A 19,153-nucleotide genomic window follows, 5' to 3' on the forward strand; every position below is an offset into this window, starting at 1 on the left:
CCGCCGGTCATGCGCGCGCCGCCGTCCGGACGCGCGGGTCGATCGCGGCGTAGAGCAGGTCGACGACGAGGTTGCCGACGATCACGAAGAACGCCGACAGCAGCGTCACCGCCATGATGACCGGCTGGTCGTTCGACGAGATCGAGTCGGCGGTCAGCTTGCCCACGCCGTTGAGTCCGAACACGGTCTCGGTGATGACGGCACCGCCGAGCAGACCCGCGACGTCCATGCCGAAGATGGTCACGATGGGCGTGAGCGCGGGCCGCAGCGCGTGGCGGCGCCAGACGAGGCTCGGACGCAGGCCCTTCGCGTGCGCGCTGCGGACGAAGTTCTCCTGCAGCGTGTCGATGACGTTGGCGCGCGTGAGCCGCGTGTACACCGCCGCGTAGCCGACGGCCAGCACGATCCACGGCATGAGGAAGTTCAGGAACCAGCGCGCCGGGTCGTCGCCGAAGGGCACCGCCTGAGGGAAGGGCAGCCAGCCCAGCGAGACCACGAGGACGAACTGCAGCGCGAGGGCGAGCACGTAGTTGGGGATCGACATCGAGCCGAGCGTGAGGCCCGCGACGAACCGGTCGGCGAAGCGACCCTCGCGCACGGCGCTGAGCACGCCGCCGACGACACCGCCGACGAGCCAGAGCACCGCGGCGCCGATCGCGATCGTCGCCGAGATCGGCAGCCGCTGCACGATCATGTCGCCGACGAGCTGGCCCGTCTGGAACGAGTAGCCCAGGCACGGGGCCCCGCACACGACGGTGGCGCCGGCGACCTCGTACTCGCGGCCGACGAACAGGCCCGACAGGTACGTGAAGAACTGCGTGAGGAAGGGCTGGTCGAGGCCGAGGTTCGCGCGGATCTGGTCGATGCGCTCGGGCGTGCAGTTCTTGCCGCAGATCTGCACCGCGGGGTCGGGCGAGAGCACGAAGAAGATCACGAAGGTGAACAGGGTCACCAGGAACAGCACGACCGCCATGCCGGCGACGCGCGAGAGGACGAAGCGGGTCACGCGCGCACCTCCGTGCTGCCCACGAGCGCGCGGATGCGGTCGCCGAGGGTCGTGAAGGAGAGCACGAGCAGGAACAGGAACGCGCCCGGGATGAGGAAGTACATCGGGTCGACGGCGTACCAGGGCGCCGCCGACGCGATCATCTGGCCCCAGCTGGGGGTCGGCGGCACGACCCCCACGCCGAGGAACGACAGCCCCGCCTCGGTGCCGACGTACCCCGGAACGGCGAGCGTGGCCATCACGATGATCGTCGACGAGAGGTTCGGCAGGATCTCGCGGAAGATGATCTGCACGCTCGAGGCTCCCGACGCCCGGGCCGATTCGACGAACTCGCGCTCCTTGAGCGAGAGCGTCTGCGAGCGCACGATGCGGGCGAGGTAGGGCCAGCCGAACAGCGAGATGACGACGACGAGCAGCAGCACGCGGTTGTCGGCGGGGAGCGCCGAGAGGATCGCGATCATGAAGATGAGCGCGGGGAAGGCCATGAGGAACTCCATGACCCGCGAGATGACCGTGTCGACCCAGCCGCCGAGGTAGCCCGCCAGCATCCCGAACACGACGCCCAGGACGGTCGTCAGCAGAGTGGCCGACAGCGCCACCGTCATCGACACCTGCGCGCCGTAGACGATGCGCGCGAAGATGTCGCGGCCGTTGCCCGGCTCGACGCCGAACCAGTGCTCGGCGCTGATGCCGCCGAGCGGGCCGATCGGGATCGCGCCCATGTTCGGGTCGATCGCGCTCTGGTCGAACTCGTACGGTGACCAGCCACTCAGGCGCACGATCAGGGGGGCGAAGACGGCCATGAGCAGGACGAGCACGATGTACCCGAGCGAAAGCATCGCGGGGACGTCGGTGAGGAAGCCTCTGAGGAGTTTCCGGCCGGACGCCGGGTGGGATTCCACGGACTCGTCGAGTGTGGAATCACCGCCCGGAGTGGCCTCGACCTCGAGGGGGGCCGAGCTGAAGGTCATGTCAGCCCTTCGACGGGTCCTTCAGACCGACGATGGTGAGGTCGGTCATGTTGGTGTTCGGGATGTAGCCGGCGATGTTCTCACCCGGCAGGAAGATGCCGTTCTCGAACACCATCGGGGCGATGGGCGCGAGCTCCATGATCTGCTGGTCGAGCTCGCCCCAGGCCTCGTTGGCGGCGTCGACGTCGGTCATCGCCCGGATCTCGGCGATGCGCTCGTTGACGGCCGGGTCGTCGAGCTGGGCGAGGTTCTGGTTGCCCTTCTCGGCGATCGCTGCACCGTCGAACAGCGGCGGGATGAACGTGCTCGCGCTCGAGGCCCAGTCGGGGCACCATCCGGTGATCGCGGCGTTGTTCTGCTGCGAGGGGGTGGCGATCGTCTCGTAGTAAATCGACGTGTCGATGACGTTGAGCTTCACGGTCGCCCCGATCCGTTCGAGGCCCTGCTGCACGGCCTCCGCCTGCGCCTGCGCGACGGGGTTCGTGCGGATGTCGAGGGTGAACTCGAACCCGTCACCCAACCCGGCCTCCTCGAGCAGCGCCATGGCCTCGTCGACGTCGCCGGTGCTGCCGTCGGAGGGGTAGAGGTCGTAGTCGAGGTGGCCGCTGACGGCCGGCGGGATGATCGTCGTCGCGACATCCGCCAGCTGATTGCCGCCCGAGGCGTTCTGGATGCTGGCACGGTCGAGCGCCCAGTTGACCGCCTGGCGCACGCGGACGTCATCGAAGGGCGGCTTGGTCGTGTTCAGCGACATGTAGGTCGTGCAGTACGCCGGGGCGGTGATCGCGCGCTCCTGCAGCTGCGGCGTCTGGATGCGGGGCAGCGTGGCGCCCGCGATCTTGCCCGCGATCGCGTTCTGATCGGCGCCCTGTCCGGCGATCATGCGCTCGTCGATCGTCGCGCCGTCGATGCCGATGTCGAACTGCCACTGGTCGGGGTAGGCCTTGCGGACCTCATCGGTCTCGGGCTCCCAGTGCTCGTTGCGCACGAGCGTGATGGTGCTGCCGGGGGTATAGGCGTCGAGCGTGTACGGGCCCGAGGCGATGACGTCGTTGATGAACTCGTCGCCCCCGCCGGACCCGACCGGGAAGGGCACCGCGTTGGGCTGGGCGAGGACGTTGTCGAACTCGGGGAAGGGAGCCTTGAGGTGGAAGACGATCGTCTTCTCGTCGGGGGTCTCGATGGTCGGCAGGTCGCCCGAGACGTAGGGGCCCTGATAGTCCTCGGGGGCGTCGATGACGCTCTTGAGGTACGGCGAGCCGATGCCGATCTGCGGGTCCCACGCCCGCGAGATGCCGAACTCCATCTCGGCCGAGGTGATGGGCGCACCGTCGTCGAAGAAGATGTCGTCCTTGAGGGTGTAGGTCCAGGTGAGCCCGTCGTCGGACACCTCGCCGAGACCCGTCGCGAGGTCGGGCACGATCGCGTTCGGGTCGTTGGAGTCGCCCGCGGCCTGCATCGTGAGTCCGCGGTAGAGCAGCCGGTAGAACGCGTTCACGCCGCCGTCCCACCCGCGGGCGGGATCGAGGTACGAGAAGTCGGCGTTCTGGAGCATGTGGACGGTTCCGCCGGTCTGCGGCTCACCGGCGGTGCCGCTCTGCTGCGGCGAGCCGCCGCCCGCGCCGCACGCCGTGAGGGCCAGTGACACGGCTGCGCCCGCGGCGAGGATGCCGGCGAGTCTCCTAGTGGTGGTCATCGGTGGACCTTCCCTTTCTCTGCTCCATTGCGTCGAGTGCTGTCCATGAAACAACATCACGGTGCAATGTGCAATTGCACGATCACGCTGAAACAGTTCTACGCAATCGGCGAGACGCACGCTGGCGCCGTGACACGATCGTCACGCGCGGGCCGGATTTCTTCACACCCGCGTAACACGGCGCCGCGCAGAGGCGACGGGAACCGCGGATTACGGGATCGGGCAGGTCGCGACGGACGCGAGGTCGCCGTCGAGCTGCTCGGGCGTCCACGGCAGGCCCGACGGCGGAGCCGTCTCGCCCTCGGCCGCGGGGGCCTTCGAGGCGATGGCGGCGAGCTGCCACCCCAGCACGCGGATGGCCTCGGCCGACGCGCGCGAGTTGTTGAGCACGGCTACGACCGTCAGGCCGGTGTCGCGATCGGCGAACGCGACGGTCTGGTAGCCCGGCACCGATCCGTACTGTCCGATGAGGGTTCCCGCCTGATACGTGCCGCCGTCGACGGTGTACCAGGTCGGCGCACCCTCGTCGACCGGCAGCGGCGCGGCGAACCGCTCCTCGCCGTCGAAGGGGCGCAGGCCGGTCGCGAGCGCGCGGGCGTACCGGCCCAGGTCGTCCGCCGTGGTGACCGCGCCGGACGCGGTGAAGCCCGCGGTGGGCGACAGGGAGGTCAGGTCGACGGCCGTGGCGCAGTCCACCGCGCCTTCGGGCGTGAAGACCGACTGCGTGCCGTGCAGACCGAGCTCGGCGGTGGCGCCCGGCAGCGACGAGGCCGACATGCCGAGCGGTCCGAACACGTACCGCTCGAACAGCTCGGCGGCGGTGCTGCCCGAGGCGCGTTCGAGCGCGATGCCGAGCATCACGTACCCGGCGTCCGAGCTGGCGTACGTTCCGGCACCGGTCGGCGCGCCGGCGGCCAGGCCGTAGGCGAGCAGTTCGTGCGGCGCCCACGTCCGCGACGGGTTGGACTCCCACCGCCCCTGGAGCTTGGGCTGGTACGAACCGAGGCCGCTCGTGCTGTCGCACAGCTGCTCGAGGGTCACCACCGGTGTCGCGGGGAACCCGACGACCCAGTTGGTCACGGGATCGTCGAGTTCGACGACCCCGTCCGCCGCGAGGCCGTAGAGGACGTCGCAGGTCATCGCGCGGGTGACGGGTCCCGCCTTGAAGGTGTCATCGGCGGCGACGGCCGATCCGTCGGGGTTGGCGCCGAAGCCGCTCACCCACTGTCCGGCCCAGGGCACCCACACTCCGGCGATGGCGCCGCCCGATCCGGTCGCGGCCATGGCCCGCTCGACCGCAGCGGTGAGCTGCGCCTGCGTGTCGTCGCCCAGCTCGCCTTCCACCTGGGGCGGAGCCGCCACCGTGTCGATGCCGCCGGGAGCGCACGCGGACAGGGTCAAGCCGAGAGCGATCGCAACGACGACACCCGCGCTTCGAAGCCGTCGGCTCGCACGCATTACTCAGCCACCCCCTGATGTGTTCCTCCAGTGAATCACACCGGTGCGCTGGTTCCTGCGAATCTAGGGTGGACGCATGACCCACCGTTTCGACGAGGCCGCCCTGGCGGGCGTGCTCGGCCACATGAACGAGGACCACCGCGACGACAACCTCCTGATCGTCCGCGCTTTCGGTGAACCGGGCGCCGTGGCCGCCGCGATGCGCTCGTTCGACGGCTCCGGCGGCTCGTGGGTCGCGACGCGCGAGGACGGCTCGACGCACGACGTGCGCGTCACGTGGCTCGGCGGTCCGATCACCGAGCGTCGCGAGGTGCGCCGCGAGATCGTCGCGCTGTACGACGCCGCGTGCGCGCACCTGGGCGTCGAACCGCGCCCGCACGACTGAGCACCACCGCGGCGGATGCCGCCTGAAAAACCTTCAGGTTAGCTGCACCTAAGTGCTACTCTCGGGCCATGAACGCACCGATCCCGTTCTCGACGGCTCTGCGCGAGCGCTCCAGCTCGGCCCACTCCGGCAGCGAGGGCGCCGGCTTCATGTCGGATCTCATGCGCGGTGCGGGCAGCCGCGACGACTACACGGCGCTCGTCGCGCAGCACTGGTTCATCTACGAGGCGCTCGAGGACGCGGCATCCCGCATGGCCGCCGACCCCGTGGCGGCGATGTTCATCAGTGCGAAGCTCACGCGGCTGCCGGCCCTCGAAGCCGACCTCGAGTTCCTCATCGGCCCGGACTGGCGCGAGCGGATCGCGCCACTGCCCGCCACACGCCGCTACGTCGCCCGCATCCGCGAGGTCGGCGCCAGCTGGCCCGGCGGGTTCGTCGCGCACCACTACACCCGCTACCTCGGCGATCTCTCGGGCGGGCTCTTCATCGGCAAGCTCATGGCGCGGCGGTTCGGCTTCGAGACCAACGGCATCGGGTTCTACCTCTTCGCCGAGATCGGTGATCCCGCGGCGTTCAAGGAGCACTACCGCGCTCAGCTCGACGCCGCTCCCTGGGACGCGGCGGAGCAGCAGCGCGTCATCGACGAGGTGCTCGCGGCGTACCAGTTCAACACCGACCTGTTCACCGACCTGGCCGCTGCGAAGGCGGCATCCGTCGTCGCCTGACCCGACTTCGCCCGCCGGACGCGGATCACATCCCGGCGGCACGCACGGCGGCCATGAAGCGGCGCACGTCATGGTCGACGAGGATGTCGCTCGGTCGCAGCGGCCGCGACAGGTAGAGGCCCTCGAGCGAGGTCAGCCGCGACAGCGCCACATAGGTCTGCCCCGGCGCGAAGGCCCCGCTGCCGAGGTCGACGATGGCGCGGTCGTAGGTCTTGCCCTGCGACTTGTGGATCGTCACCGCCCACGCCAGCCGCAGCGGGAACTGCGTGAACTCGGCCACGACCTCGCGGGTGAGCTTGCGCGAGCCCGGGTCGTACGCGTAGCGGAACCTCTCCCAGACGACCGGTTCGACGTCGTGCTCCTCGCCGTCGAGCTCGACCCGCACCGATGAGCCGGCGATGCGGGTGACGGTGCCGATCGAGCCGTTCACCCAGCGCGGCCCGTCACCGCTGAACCCGCCGCCGACGTCGTTGCGCAAGAACATCACCTGCGCCCCCACCTTGAGCTGCAGCTCCGGGTCGGCGGGGTACGAGGCGTCGCCGCGGCCGAAGTCCCCGCTCACGTCGGCCTTCGCCGTCTGCACCGGACCCGTCAGGGCGTCGAGGTGACGCTGGTTGATGCGGTTGACGGCGTCGTTGCGGGTGGCGAGCGTGATGACCGGCGGCTCGTCGCCGGTCGGCGGGGGCGGCGTGCGGGCTCCGGCGGCGTTGAGCGCCGCGGCGATGTCGGCGGTGACGACGCCGTAGCGGACGGCGTTGAGCATCTCTTTGAACGCGACGTCCGACTGGCGGTGGATCTCGCCCAGCTCCGCGATGTGCAGCGGCGCGCCCACGCGGCCGAGGTCGAGCAGTCCGTCGGAACGGATGGCGCCGGCATCGGCCTTCGGGCCTGCCCACACCTGCGCGTCGAAGAACCAGAACGAGCGGTAGTGGTCGCGGATGTAGCGCAGCTCGTCGCCGCGGGGCGGCACGGGCGACAACTGGTACGGGTCGCCGAACATCACGACCTGCACGCCGCCGAAGGGCTCGGAGCGCCGCCGACGGGCCTGCCGCAACGAGCGGTCGATCGCGTCCATGACGTCGGCGTTGACCATCGAGATCTCATCGATGATCAGGGTGTCGATCGCGTTGAGGATGCGACGCGTGGGCTCGGACTGCTCGAGCTCGCTGTCGGCGACCAGGCCGATCGGCAGCCGGAAGAGCGAGTGGATCGTCTGACCTTCGACGTTGAGGGCGGCCACCCCGGTCGGGGCGCAGATCGCGATCTGCTTGTCGGTGTTCCAGGCCAGGTGCTGCAGCAGCGTCGACTTGCCCGTGCCCGCCCGCCCCGTGACGAAGACGTGGTCGCGCGTGCTCTCGATGCGACGGAACAGGGCCTCCTGCTCGGCGGAAAGAGGCGGCAAGGTCACCGATTCATGGTAGCCACAGGCATGCCTTCCTAGACTTGACCCGTGCATGAGGCGCAGACGACGGCGGATGCCGCGGGCGGCGAGGCGACGGACAGCGATCCGTCCCCGTCGGCGCGCGGTCGCCGGAGCGCGCCCGCGCGCAAGCGCCACCGCAGCCTCGCCCTCGAGCTGACGGCGATCGGCGTCCTCGGCGTGCTGCTGCTCGGCGGGCTCGCCGCCGGCGGTGTCGTCGTGTACCGCCAGCTGTACAGCCCGTCGGCCTTCGTCGAGCGGTACCTGTCGCTGCTGAGCACCGGCAGCGCCGCCGACGCACTGCAGATCCCCGGCGTCGCGCTGGACTCCGCCGACCTCGCCGCGGCCGAGCTCCCCTCGACGGCATCCGAGGTGCTGCTGCGCCGTGCCGCCCTCGCGCCCCTCTCGGAGGTCTCGGTCATCGGCGAGCGCCCTCGCGGCGACGTCACCGAGGTGACCGTCACGTACCTCGCGAACGGCCACCGGGGCCGGACGCAGTTCGACGTCGAACGCAACGGCTGGATCGGGGTCGCGCCGGCGTGGCGTTTCGCGAGCAGCCCGCTCGCGGCGATCGACCTCACCGTGCGGGGCGCCACGCGCTTCACCGTGAACGGCTTCGAGCTCGACACCCGGCAGGTCGCGCCCGAGGGGCTCGACGCCGACCCGCTCGTGCCGGTGTCGATGCTGGTGTTCTCGCCCGGCGCCTACTCGATCTCGGTCGACACCGCGACCGCCGCGACAGCGGGCGTCGCCGTGCTCTCGGACGCGCCGATGAAGTCCGTCCCCGTCGACCTGCAGGCCGAGCCGACGCCGGAGTTCGTCGGGGTCGTGCAGGAGCGCGTCGACGAGTTCCTCGCGTCGTGCGCGACGCAGCAGGTGCTGCAGCCCACCGGCTGCCCCTTCGGCTACTTCGTGCGCAACCGCGTCGAGGGCGCGCCGCAGTGGTCGATCGCCGAGAACCCGCAGATCGAGGTCGTGCCCGACGGCGCCCAGTGGGCGATCCCCCGCACCCGAGCCGTCGCGCACATCGACGTCGACATCCGCTCGCTCTACGACGGCCGACTGAACACGGTGTCGGAGGACGTGGAGTTCTTCCTCACCGGCAAGATCACGATCCTGCCCGACGGCACCGCGTCGATCCAGGTCTCGGCCGACCAGGGCTGAGGGCAGCGACGCGACCCGGGCGTCAGCGTCGCGCGACGTCGCGACGGGCCAGCTCGGCCAGTCGCTCGTTGTACTGCTCGAGCTCCGCGTCGCCGGCGCGGTCGACCTGCCGGTCGCGGCGGCGCTGCATCCGGTCGTCGGAACGGCTCCACTGGATGGCGACGGTGATCGCGAGGATGAGCGTCGGGATCTCGCCCACCGACCAGGCGACGCCGCCGCCGATGTACTGGTCCTCGAGCGGCGTCGGCCCCCAGGTGCGTCCCATCGCGCCGAACCACTCCGCGGCGAACAGCCCCGACGACATCATGATCGCCATGCCGAAGAAGGCGTGCATGGCCATGACGGCGATGAGGGTCAGCAGGCGGAACGGGTACGGCAGCCGGTACGGGACCGGATCGATGCCGATGAGCGACAGGACGAACAGGTACCCCGAGAGCAGGAAGTGGACGACCATCCACTCGTGCCCGAGGTGGTCGTACAGCGTCCACCGGAACAGATCGGTGTAGTAGAACACCCAGAGCGATCCGATGAACATCAGCGACGCGAACGCCGGATGCGTCACGACCCGCGAGAACGGCGTGTGCACCGCCCACAGGATCCACTCGCGGCCGCCGCGGGTGCCGTCGTCGCGCTTGCGGATGGCCCGTGCGGCGAGGGTGACCGGCGCGCCGGCGACGAGGCAGAGCGGGATCGCCATCGACAGCAGCATGTGGCCGACCATGTGCAGGCTGAACAGGTAGTCCTGGTAGGCGTTGATCGGACCGCACGTCACCCACAGCAACAGCAGCATGCCGAAGGCCCAGAGCAGGGTGCGGTAGAGCGGCCAGCGGTCGCCGCGCCGGCGCATCCGCCACACGCCGGCGAGGTAGAAGAACAGACCGAAGCCGACGACGAAGACCCACAGCAGGTCGATGTCCCACATCGTGAACCAGCGGTCGATCGTCAGCTCGGGGGGCAGCGCCGCGCCCGTGAGCACCTGGGCCGGCGTCGCCTCTTCGGGCAGCGCCGTGTCGACGGGCGGAGGCGTGCGCGCGAGCGCGGCCGCCGCACCGCTGGCGATGCCCATGAAGGCGATCTCGACCGTGACGAGGAGCCAGAAGATCCGTGCCGCGCCCGCCGACGCGAGCTTGGCGATCAGGCGACGCCGATACGACGCCCCGAGCACACCCATCGCGATGAGCGCCACGACCTTCACGGCCAGCAGGGCACCGTAGGGCGAGAGCAGGTTCTCGGGCGACACGAGGCCCACGGCCGCGCGTACGGTGCCCGAGACGGCGACGACGACGAAGGCCGCGAGCGCGATGCTCGAGTACCGCGACACGACCCTGACCATGTCGGCGCGATCGACGACGGGACGGATCACCACGAGCAGGATCAGGCCCCCGAGCCACACCGCCGCCGCGACGATGTGCAGGGCGAGGGCGACCACGGCGGTGTTGTGGTTCGCCTCCTCGCCGGAGTGGCCCTGCGTGGCCATCGGGACGAGGGATGCCGCGGCCAGCACGGCCACGAGCAGGGTGCTGGTCCAGCCGCGCACGGCGAAGGTCAGCACCGTCAGCACCGCGCCGGCGATGGTCGTCAGCAGCCAGGCCCGCCCGGCCTCGGTCTCGACGAGGAAGCGGCCGAGCTGCTGGCCGAACTCGGCCCCGGCGCTGGGAGCGGAGCCGAAGAGGTTGAGGAACGTGAAGAAGGCGGTCGCGGCGCTGGCCACGGTGAAGATCGCCGCCGATACCGACGCCGTGTCGAGCGCGACCTCGAACGGCCGCTGACCCGCCCGCAGCGCGAAGAGCGCGACGACGAGCGAGCCGACCATGCCGGCGGCCGTGAGGTTGACCACGAGCTTGATGACCGGCAGACCCCAGCGCACGACGGGGCCGGGGTCGAGCAGCTGCAGCGGCGCCGCGCCGCCACCGGCAGCGAGTCCGATGAGGACGACGATGAGGGCCGACACGGCGAGGATCGCCGGTCCGGCGATGCGCTGCGCTCGGGATTCCACCCGACAAGCCTAGGCGCTCGCGCGGTGACCGAGCCGGGCGCGAACGACGGAGGGGGATGCCGCGCGGCATCCCCCTCCGATGAATCGTCGTCGATTACTTGACGGCGGCCTTGAGCTTCGAGCCGGCGGTCACCTTGACGCGCTTGCCCGCGGCGATCTTGATCTCTTCGCCGGTCTGCGGGTTGCGGCCGGTGCGAGCGGCGGTGTCGACCTGCTCGAAGGCGATCCAGCCCGGGATCGAGACCTTGCTGCCCTTGGCGACGGCCTCGGAGACGGTCGTGAAGAGCGAGTCGAGCACGCCCGAAACGGCGGCCTGGCTCTGACCGGTGGCGCTGGCGATGCTCGCAACGAGCTCGGTCTTGGTGATGGACTTGTCAGCCATAGGGTTGTCCTCCAGACGGCGGACGACGGACGCGCCGCCGACAGCGTGGGTGGTTCCCGGGGACTCGCGTCCCGCGGTTGGTCGTTCGACCGGTCCCGAATATACGCGGATTCCGCGGAATTTCGCGGATTTCCGGGCCTGCACGACCCGTTTGACCCGGCGTGTCGCCCGATTCGGGGGCGGGTGGGGCAGATGTGACGTCGAAATCGGTCAGATCCGCCGCAGCGCCGCGACCACCTCGGCCTCCCACCGCCGCGCCGCGGGAAGGGCCCCCACGAAGATCGGGGTGTCGTGCGTCACCCCGAGGTACCGGGTCGCGCTCGCCTCGACGCCCGAGCGGCGCAGCGCGGCCGCGTACGCCGCGCCGTCGCGCCGCAGCGGGTCGTACTCGGCGGTGAGCACGACCGCGGGCGGCAGGTCTGCGTGCGACGCGGCCCGCATCGGCGACGCGTACGACTCGTGAGCGCGACGGCGGTCGCCGAGGTAGGTGCGCGCGACCGACACCAGTTCGCGCACGGCGATGAATGCGGGGATGCCGAGCGCGTAGGTCGCGCGCAGGTCGATCCAGCGGCCGGTGAGGTCGGTGACGGGCACCTCGAGGATCTGCACCGCGATGGGATGGCGCGAGCGGTCGCGGTTCATGAGGGTCAGGGCGGCGGCGATGTTGCCGCCCGCCGAGGCCCCCGACACCCCCAGGCGGCGCGGGTCGATCCCGAGCGCCTCGGCCTCGTCGTGGACCCACTCCCACGCGGCGTGCGCCTGCTCGATCTGCGTCGGATAGCGGTGCTCGGGCGCGAGCGAGTAGTCGACCGCGATGAGGACGACACCGGATGCCTCAGCACGGCGCCGGCAGGCGGCATCCGCCGTCGGGTAGTCGATGCCGCCGATGCGGAACGCCCCGCCGCCGAAGACGAGGCACGCGGGGGCGGGCTCACCGGCGACGAGCGTGCTGGGCCGGTACACGCGCACCCGCACGTCGGGGTAGCCGGGCACCGGCACGAGGTGCTCGGTCGTCGCGATGGGCGGGCCGGGGGTGCCGACGGTGCGCAGCTCCTGCCGGTCCCACGACAGCGCGGCCTTGCGGTGGCGCTCGCGCGGGGTCATCACCCGCTTCGGGGCGGACTTCGCGGGGGCGGCGGGGGCGGTCTCGGTCGGCGGCGTCGACGCGGCGCCCGGGACGCCGTCCGCCGCGGGGGGACGGCCCGCGCTCGGCCGCACCGCGGCGAACCGGGAGGTCAGCGAGCGCCACGCCTGCCGCAGCAGGTAGCGACGGTGGGTGCGCAGGCGCTCGGCGAAGAATGGATCCAGCGGCATGATGCTCCTCCCGGTCCGTCGAGGATATCGAGGGCGCACGCGTCGATGGCCCGGGTCTCGAGTGAGATCCGGGCCATCGCGGCGTGCGGTGCGCGGTGTCAGGCTCCGAGGAAGGGCACGACGAACAGCAGGATGGTGATCACCGGGCCGATGACGACCATCGACAGACCCCAGATCATGAGGTGCCGGTACAGCCGGGGTCGGTCCTCCTCGGGACCCGAGGCGACGATCGTCGCACCGGTCGTCCCGAACGGGGCGCAGTCGACGAGGGACGCCGAGATCGCCAGCGCGTAGATGAAGCCGGTCATCTCGAGGCCACCGCCGGGCACGAGCAGCGGCACCGCGAGCGGGACGAGCGCGCCGATGATGCCGATGGTCGAGGCGAACGCCGACACGAGGGCCGCGATGACGCACAGGACGACGGCCGCGATGATCGGCACGCTGACCGAGCGGGCCGCCTCGCCGAGCTGGTCGATCGCACCGAGGCGGGTGAGGACGCCGACGTACGTGATGATGCCGCCGAGCAGCAGGATGGTGCCCCAGTCGACCTTGCCGAGCGCCTCGCGGCCGACCTTCGGGTTGATGAACGCCAGCAGGACGGCGATCGTGAGCGCGACGGCGCCGAGGTTGAGGTCGACGTCGTTGATCGTCAGCGTGAAGAAGGCGATGACCAGGACCGGGATCGAGATCAGCGTCAGCAGCTGGTAGCCGGTGAGCTTCTGCGTAGCGGTCTGGGGAAGGACGCCCGTCACACCGCTGCCGCCCCCGACCCCGCCGAGCGAGGCCGCGCCGCCGGAGGTCCGCGCCGCCTTGGCGGCACGTCCGCGCGCGATCAGCTCGCGTCCGCCGAACATGAAGAACGCGACGAGCACGACGAGGGCGTTGACGCCGATCGACAGAGCGAACATGAGGCCGGCGTTGTAGGGGATCTCGGCCGCGTTCGCGACGGTCATGACGGTGATACCGACGATGCTCGTCGGGGCGAGGGCGCCGCCCACGATCGCCGAGCTCATCACGATGCCCATCATCGTCGTGTGGATGCGGTGCTTGTGCGCGAGGCTCATCGCGATGGGCACGATGGTGAACGCGGCGTGCGAGGTGCCCAGGCACGCGACCAGCGTGCCGACGACGAGCATCGCCCACGGGATCAGGGCGACGCGGTCGCCGATGAGTCGCACCGAGCGGTCGACGAGCCAGTCCACCGCTCCGACCGTGCGCGCGATGCCGAACAGGTAGGTGATGCCCAGCAGGATCAGCAGGGCGTCCACGGGGAAGCCGCCGAGGACGTCGTCGAGGGGCTCGCCCACGAGCAGCACCCCCACAAGCACGGCGGCCACGAGCGCGAGCGCGCCCATGTGGACGTTGCGGATCGCCGAGATGGCGAAGACGGCAACGAGGACGACCAGGGCGATGATCTCCACGGTCATGCGGGATCCCCTCCCCCGGTCGGAAGGGCGGTCAGGTCACGGTGCATCAACGTTGATCTCCAGGTCGAAGGGGTCGGTTGTCGGGTGGATCAGTGGCCGAGCGCGAGGCCGGCCCGGTAAGCGGCGAGCGCCCCCGTCGGCACTCCCTCGAGGTCGGCGAGCGTGACGAGCGAGCCGGCAGCGACATCGCGACGCAGGCGGGCTCCCGACAGCAGGTAGTACGGTGCGACCTCGCCCGCGTCGGGCGCGACGATCACCGGCGCGACGCCGGAGATCTCGTGGTGGTGGCCCTCAACGCGGAACACGGTGTCGGCGGCGAGGTCGGCGGTCGTGCGCGCGGCGAGCACGGTGTGCTGGCGGGGCTCCGGCGTCGCAGCTGTTCCGTCGACGGCGGCCGCGACGGTGAGGGGAGTCTCGACGCCCATGAAGTGATAGGGCCAGTAGATGCAGGCGTAGCGGCCGTTGCGGCTCACCACGTGGCCCTTGCCGCGCAGGATGTCCCACGTGACGTCATCGCCGGTGCGGACGATGGCGAACACACCGCCCGCGAAGCTCGCCTCGCCCGGCAGGCGCAGCATCGAGAACACGTCGATGACGCCGGTGGACGCGAGGATGCCGCCGTCCGCGCGCTCGGCGTAGATGTCGGCGAGCTCGTCGGGGCGGGCGACCGGGTAGTGCATCGCCTCGATGTCGGCCACCGCCCCCGTGTAGAGCGAGACCACGTTCATCTCGCACGAGTCGGCGGCCGCGGCGCGCTTGAGGTCGGCGACCGCCGCCGCTCGGGCGGCGAGCGTCGCGGGCAGATCGTCGCCGAGCGAGAGCAGGTCGGCGAGAGCCGGGGCCGACACGGCGACGCCGTTCTGGTTCACGATCCCCGTCTCGGGATCGAACACCAGGTCGTACTCGCCCGACTTGCCGAGCGCGACGATGTCGAACCCGACGCCGAGCACCCATTCGACCAGGCGGAGGAGGTTGGCGGGCTGGTCGCCGTCGCCGGGAAGGTACCGGAGGCCCCGCTCACGTGCCCGGGCGCTGAGCGCGACGCCGGCCACCGACTCGATCTCCTTGCTGACCATGACCACGTGGGTGCCCGAGTCGAGGGCTGCCTCGGCGTACGCGTGACCCGCCTCGATGCGCCCAGTCGCCTCGACCAGCACGTCCGCGTGCGTCCAGGCGATGTGGGCGCCGTCGCCGATGACGGCGATCTTGCCCGCGTCGACGGCGGCAGCCGCCTCGGCGACGGATGCCGCGTGCACGAAGCCGTCCTCGCTCACGCCGAGCGCGGTCAGCATGCGCACGACGCCGTCGACGTCGGGGTCGACGAGCTGAGCCGCGGTCATGTCGGGAAGACGTTGCAGCTGGTCGAGAAGGGTGCGTCCGTACCCGCCGTTCGCGCCGGTGAGCGCGATGCGGATGACGGCGGTACGGCGGGGCGCCGGGCTCTGGATCACCGTTGTTCCTGGTTTCGTCGTCGAGAGTTGTCGAGGATCCGGCACGGACCTCGGGGAGCGCCTGCAACTGTAACGGGTTCTCACAGATTGTCAAAAATAGTCTCAAATAATCACATACACTGGTCTCGTCGCCCGCTGGCGGCATCGCAGTCCCCCCGGCCGAACCGAACGAAGAGGTTTCCCATGTACATCGGCGCCGTCGCCGACGACTTCACCGGCGCGACCGACCTGGCAACGACCCTCCGCGCACGCGGGATGCGTGCCGTCGTCGTGATCGAGGACCGCCCCGTCGATCCCGCTCGACTCGCGGACGCCGACGCGGTCGTCGTCGCTCTCAAAACCCGCACCGCGCCCGTCGCGACCGCGATCGCCGCATCGCTGCGGGCCGTGGACCGCCTCGTGGACGCCGGAGCCGAACGCGTCTACGTGAAGTACTGCTCGACGTTCGACTCGACCGACGAGGGCAACATCGGTCCGGTCCTCGACGCCGTGCTGGCGCGGCTGGAAGCGGACCGCACCGTCGTCGTCCCGTCGTTCCCCGCGAATGGTCGGACGGTCCGCGAGGGGCTGCTCTACGTCGGCGACGACCTCCTCGAGGACTCGTCCATGCGGCACCACCCATTGACGCCCATGACCAAGTCGCGGGTGCGCGACATCCTGGCGCCGCAGACCAGCGCGGCGATCACCGAGATCCCGCTGCACGTGGTTCACGAGGGGGTCGGGGCGCTTCGGACCGCCATCGACGACGCCCAGCCCGGCTACGTGATCATCGACGCCGTCACGGACGAGGACCTCGCGGTGATCGCCGCCGCCTCCTCGCACCTGCGCGTCCTCTCGGGCGGGGCGGCGCTGGCCGCCGGCATCGACGCTCCCGTCGGAGCCGCGACAGGCGCCCTCGCCCCGGTCGGCCCGGGTCGCCTCGTCGTGTGCGGCTCGGCCTCACGCAAGACGCGAGCGCAGCTGGCTGACGCCGCGGCGGGCGGTGCGGCGATGCGCCGGATCGACCTGGACCGCGCCGTCGATCACCCGCAGGACGAAGCGGCCGCCGTCGCCGCCTGGGTGCGCGGACTGCCGACGGATGCCGTCCCGGTCGTGTACTCGGTCGCGGAGCTTACCGACGTGCGGGCCGGCTCCGCCGACGTGTCGTCCGCCGTCGAGGACGTGCTCGCCTCGGTCGTGTCGCAGCTCGTCGCGAGCAACGACGTGCACCGCATCATCGTGGCGGGAGGCGAGACGAGCGGAGCGGTCGTGCAGCGCCTGGGCATCTCAATGCTCGAGATCGGGCCCCAGCTGGCGCCGGGGGTCTGCTGGAGCACCGCTTCGACGGGCGATGGGCACCGCGTCGCGCTGGCGCTCAAGAGCGGCAACTTCGGCGCGGACGATCTCTTCACGACGGCATGGGAGGTTCTCGCATGAACGCCGCCGACGCACTGATCCAGGCGGGCCGTGCCCTCGTCGAGGCCGGCCTCAGTCCCGGAAGCTCGGGCAACGTCAGCATCCGCACGGGCGACCGCGTGCTCATGTCGGGCACCGGCACCCGGCTGGGCGCGCTCGAGCCGACCGACCTCGCCGAGCTCTCGCTCGACGGCACGCACGTCGGCGGCGCCCGTCCGTCGAAGGAGGTGTCGCTGCACCTCGCGCTGTACGCGAAGAACCCGACGCACACCGCCGTCGTGCACGTGCACTCCCCCTCGGCGGTCGCGCTGTCGTGCCTCGAACCGTGGTCCGAGCACAGCGCCGTCCCGCCCCTGACCCCGTACGCGCTGATGCGCGTCGGCCAGGTGCCCCTGCTCGACTTCGTGCCTCCGGGCGACCCCGCCATGGGCGAGCTCATCACCGGCAGCCGGCATCCGTTCCGCGCGGCACTGCTGGCCAATCACGGCGCCGTCGTGAGCGGCGAGGACGCCCCGACCGCGGTCGACAGTACGATCGAGCTGGAGGAGGCGTGCCGCATCGCCCTGATGACCCTGGGAGCGCCCCGACGCCTCATCGCCGCGGACCAGGTGGCGGCCATCACGCAGCGCTGGAACATGCCCTGGACCGACGACGCGCATCAGTAGGCTGATGACGACGGAAGGGATGTCGATGACGGATGCTGCACCGATGATCCCCGACCAGCGGCGAGCGACCATCATCCAGCACCTGCACCGCGAACGCGTGCTGAGCTTCCGTCAGCTCAGTGATCTGCTCGGCGTGAGCCAGATGACGGTGCGGCGGGATGTCGCGGCGCTCGAGGAGCAGGGGCTGGCCCACTCCACGACCGGTGGCGTCAAGCTCGCCCCCCGTCTGCTGTCGGAGCCGCCCCGCGCCGAGAAGGCCGCTACGGATGTCGCCGAGAAGTCCGCGATCGCGCGGAGCGCCGCCGGCCTCGTCCGCGACACCATGACGGTCTACCTCGACGCCGGAACGACCGTCCAGGCGATGCGGCCGCACCTCGACCACGTCGTCGATCTGACGGTCGTCTCGAACGACCTCGCCACCGTCCAGGCGTTCATCGATCATCCGAGCGTCGACCTCATCTGCGTCGGCGGCCGCGTCGACAAGACCAATCTCTCCACGATCGGCAGGCTCACCCGGCTCTCGCTGGCGGAGCTCTCCCTCGATCTCGCGTTCATCTCATCGAGTTCATGGGACCTCAGCCACGGCGTCACGACGCCGGTCGAGGCGAAGATCGAGGCCAAGCGCGCGGCCGTGGAGTCGGCGGAACGGTCGGTGCTGATGGCCGACAGCTCGAAGTACGGCCGTTTCGCCAAGTACCGGGCTCTGCGTCTCGACGAGGTCGGCACCGTCATCACCGACGCCGGACTGCCCGATGCCGCGGCCGCGGACCTGGGTGCGGCCGGCGTGGACGTCGTCCGCGCCCCGCGCTGAGCCTGCGCCCGGCAGCATCCGCCGACCCGAGCCCGGGAACGGCGAAACCCCCGCCCCGAGGAATCTCGGAACGGGGGTTTCGGTGCTGTGATGCAGGCCGCTTACCAGCTCGACTTGGTCACGCCGGGCAGCTCGCCCTTGTGCGCCATGTCGCGGAAGCGGACGCGGGAGATGCCGAACTTCGACAGGTGGCCGCGGGGGCGACCGTCGATGGCGTCACGCTTGCGGATGCGCACCGGCGACGCGTTGCGCGGGAGCTTCTGCAGGCCGACGCGGGCGGCCTCACGGGCCTCGTCGGTCGCGTTGGGGTCGACGAGCGTCTTCTTCAGCTCGGCACGCTTCTCGGCGTAGCGGGCGACGACCTCTTCACGCTGGTTGTTGCGCGCGATCTTGCTCTTCTTAGCCATGAGATCAGCGCTCCTCTCGGAATTCGACGTGCTTGCGGATCACCGGGTCGTACTTCTTGAGCACGATGCGGTCGGGGTTGTTGCGACGGTTCTTGCGCGTCACGTAGGTGTACCCCGTACCGGCGGTCGAACGGAGCTTGATGATCGGACGGACGTCCTGAGCCTTCTTCGCCATTAGAGCTTCACACCCTTCGCGATGAGGTCCTTCACGACCGACTCGATGCCGCGGGCGTCGATGACCTTGATGCCCTTAGCCGAGACGTTCAGCGTGATCTTGCGACCAAGCGAAGGAACGTAGTAGGTCTTCTTCTGCACGTTCGGGTCGAAGCGGCGCTTCGTCCGGCGGTGCGAGTGCGAGATGTTGTGACCGAAGCCGGGAACCGCTCCGGTCACCTGGCACACTGCTGCCATAGTGATTCTCCTTAGTACCGTGACACCGGACGATGCCACCCAAGATCCCTTGTCTGCACCCGCGCCTCA

At 70.5% G+C, this 19,153-nt stretch carries 19 protein-coding genes; 6 read left to right on the plus strand and 13 right to left on the minus strand.

Going from position 1 to position 19,153, the window contains the following annotated elements; genetic code table 11:
* Positions 1-7 precede the first annotated feature (7 nt).
* From JOF37_RS08640 to JOF37_RS08655, 4 genes are all read right to left on the minus strand, one after another.
* Entirely contained in the window at positions 8-1,006 is a 999-nt protein-coding gene (locus tag JOF37_RS08640) for an ABC transporter permease (RefSeq protein WP_210006452.1), read from the minus strand.
* Positions 1,003-1,977, minus strand: a complete 975-nt coding sequence (locus tag JOF37_RS08645; protein WP_210006453.1) for an ABC transporter permease — start codon at positions 1,975-1,977, stop codon at positions 1,003-1,005. Before JOF37_RS08645 ends, JOF37_RS08640 begins: the two co-directional genes overlap by 4 nt.
* Before the next feature lies 1 nt (position 1,978).
* Positions 1,979-3,673, minus strand: coding sequence for an ABC transporter substrate-binding protein (locus JOF37_RS08650; protein WP_210006454.1), 1,695 nt, complete (start codon positions 3,671-3,673; stop codon positions 1,979-1,981).
* A 210-nt stretch (positions 3,674-3,883) separates the two neighbouring features.
* The gene (locus tag JOF37_RS08655; RefSeq protein ID WP_245338128.1) at positions 3,884-5,074 is read right to left on the minus strand and encodes a serine hydrolase domain-containing protein; all 1,191 of its coding nucleotides are present in this window, start codon (positions 5,072-5,074) and stop codon (positions 3,884-3,886) included.
* Between the two features lie 133 nt (positions 5,075-5,207).
* Between JOF37_RS08655 and JOF37_RS08660 the strand changes: the two genes are divergently transcribed.
* Entirely contained in the window at positions 5,208-5,516 is a 309-nt protein-coding gene (locus JOF37_RS08660) for a DUF2470 domain-containing protein (protein WP_210006456.1), read from the plus strand.
* Positions 5,517-5,584: 68 nt separating this feature from the next.
* Positions 5,585-6,241, plus strand: coding sequence for a biliverdin-producing heme oxygenase (locus tag JOF37_RS08665; RefSeq protein WP_210006457.1), 657 nt, complete (start codon positions 5,585-5,587; stop codon positions 6,239-6,241).
* Positions 6,242-6,266: 25 nt separating this feature from the next.
* Here JOF37_RS08665 and JOF37_RS08670 read toward each other — a convergent pair whose 3' ends face one another.
* The gene (locus JOF37_RS08670) at positions 6,267-7,649 is read right to left on the minus strand and encodes an ATP-dependent DNA helicase (protein WP_271175011.1); all 1,383 of its coding nucleotides are present in this window, start codon (positions 7,647-7,649) and stop codon (positions 6,267-6,269) included.
* A gap of 42 nt (positions 7,650-7,691) precedes the next feature.
* On the opposite strand from JOF37_RS08670, the gene JOF37_RS08675 reads away from it, so the two are divergent.
* Positions 7,692-8,825 carry a hypothetical protein gene (locus tag JOF37_RS08675; RefSeq protein ID WP_271175012.1) on the plus strand — a complete coding sequence of 378 codons (1,134 nt, stop codon included), beginning with the start codon at positions 7,692-7,694 and terminating at the stop codon, positions 8,823-8,825.
* A gap of 22 nt (positions 8,826-8,847) precedes the next feature.
* Here the strand turns inward: JOF37_RS08675 and JOF37_RS08680 are convergent, their stop codons facing one another.
* From JOF37_RS08680 to JOF37_RS08700, 5 genes are all read right to left on the minus strand, one after another.
* The gene (locus JOF37_RS08680) at positions 8,848-10,821 is read right to left on the minus strand and encodes a bifunctional copper resistance protein CopD/cytochrome c oxidase assembly protein (protein ID WP_210006459.1); all 1,974 of its coding nucleotides are present in this window, start codon (positions 10,819-10,821) and stop codon (positions 8,848-8,850) included.
* Positions 10,822-10,915: 94 nt separating this feature from the next.
* Positions 10,916-11,203 carry an HU family DNA-binding protein gene (locus JOF37_RS08685; protein ID WP_036304753.1) on the minus strand — a complete coding sequence of 96 codons (288 nt, stop codon included), beginning with the start codon at positions 11,201-11,203 and terminating at the stop codon, positions 10,916-10,918.
* A gap of 210 nt (positions 11,204-11,413) precedes the next feature.
* Complete coding sequence (locus JOF37_RS08690) at positions 11,414-12,517, minus strand: alpha/beta hydrolase (RefSeq protein WP_210006460.1); 1,104 nt, start codon at positions 12,515-12,517, stop codon at positions 11,414-11,416.
* Positions 12,518-12,615: 98 nt separating this feature from the next.
* Positions 12,616-13,944, minus strand: coding sequence for an SLC13 family permease (locus tag JOF37_RS08695; RefSeq protein WP_210006461.1), 1,329 nt, complete (start codon positions 13,942-13,944; stop codon positions 12,616-12,618).
* A gap of 89 nt (positions 13,945-14,033) precedes the next feature.
* Positions 14,034-15,395, minus strand: a complete 1,362-nt coding sequence (locus tag JOF37_RS08700; RefSeq protein WP_245338129.1) for a homoserine dehydrogenase — start codon at positions 15,393-15,395, stop codon at positions 14,034-14,036.
* A gap of 183 nt (positions 15,396-15,578) precedes the next feature.
* Here JOF37_RS08700 and otnK point away from each other — a divergent pair, with 183 nt between their 5' ends.
* The 3 genes from otnK to JOF37_RS08715 are packed head-to-tail and all read left to right on the plus strand — an operon-like array spanning position 15,579 to position 18,266.
* Positions 15,579-16,811 (plus strand): 3-oxo-tetronate kinase, encoded by a 1,233-nt coding sequence (gene otnK, locus JOF37_RS08705; RefSeq protein WP_210006462.1) that lies wholly within the window; start codon positions 15,579-15,581, stop codon positions 16,809-16,811.
* Positions 16,808-17,455 (plus strand): class II aldolase/adducin family protein, encoded by a 648-nt coding sequence (locus tag JOF37_RS08710; RefSeq protein ID WP_210006463.1) that lies wholly within the window; start codon positions 16,808-16,810, stop codon positions 17,453-17,455. The genes otnK and JOF37_RS08710 overlap by 4 nt, the downstream gene beginning before the upstream one ends.
* Positions 17,456-17,459: 4 nt before the next feature.
* A complete protein-coding gene (locus JOF37_RS08715; RefSeq protein ID WP_245338130.1) occupies positions 17,460-18,266 on the plus strand; it encodes a DeoR/GlpR family DNA-binding transcription regulator in 807 nt (268 codons plus the stop codon).
* 101 nt (positions 18,267-18,367) lie between these two features.
* Here JOF37_RS08715 and rpsN read toward each other — a convergent pair whose 3' ends face one another.
* From rpsN to rpmB, 3 genes are read right to left on the minus strand one after another with little or no spacing between them, the layout of a single operon-like run.
* Entirely contained in the window at positions 18,368-18,673 is a 306-nt protein-coding gene (gene rpsN, locus JOF37_RS08720; protein WP_112617610.1) for a 30S ribosomal protein S14, read from the minus strand.
* 4 nt (positions 18,674-18,677) lie between these two features.
* Entirely contained in the window at positions 18,678-18,848 is a 171-nt protein-coding gene (gene rpmG / locus JOF37_RS08725; RefSeq protein WP_005051772.1) for a 50S ribosomal protein L33, read from the minus strand.
* Positions 18,848-19,084: a 50S ribosomal protein L28 gene (gene rpmB, locus JOF37_RS08730; RefSeq protein ID WP_005051771.1), complete on the minus strand. Its 237-nt coding sequence runs from the start codon at positions 19,082-19,084 to the stop codon at positions 18,848-18,850. The genes rpmG and rpmB overlap by 1 nt, the downstream gene beginning before the upstream one ends.
* Between the last annotated feature and the right edge of the window lie 69 nt (positions 19,085-19,153).

The sequence above is a fragment of the Microbacterium imperiale genome, from assembly GCF_017876655.1.
Lineage (GTDB): Bacteria > Actinomycetota > Actinomycetes > Actinomycetales > Microbacteriaceae > Microbacterium > Microbacterium imperiale.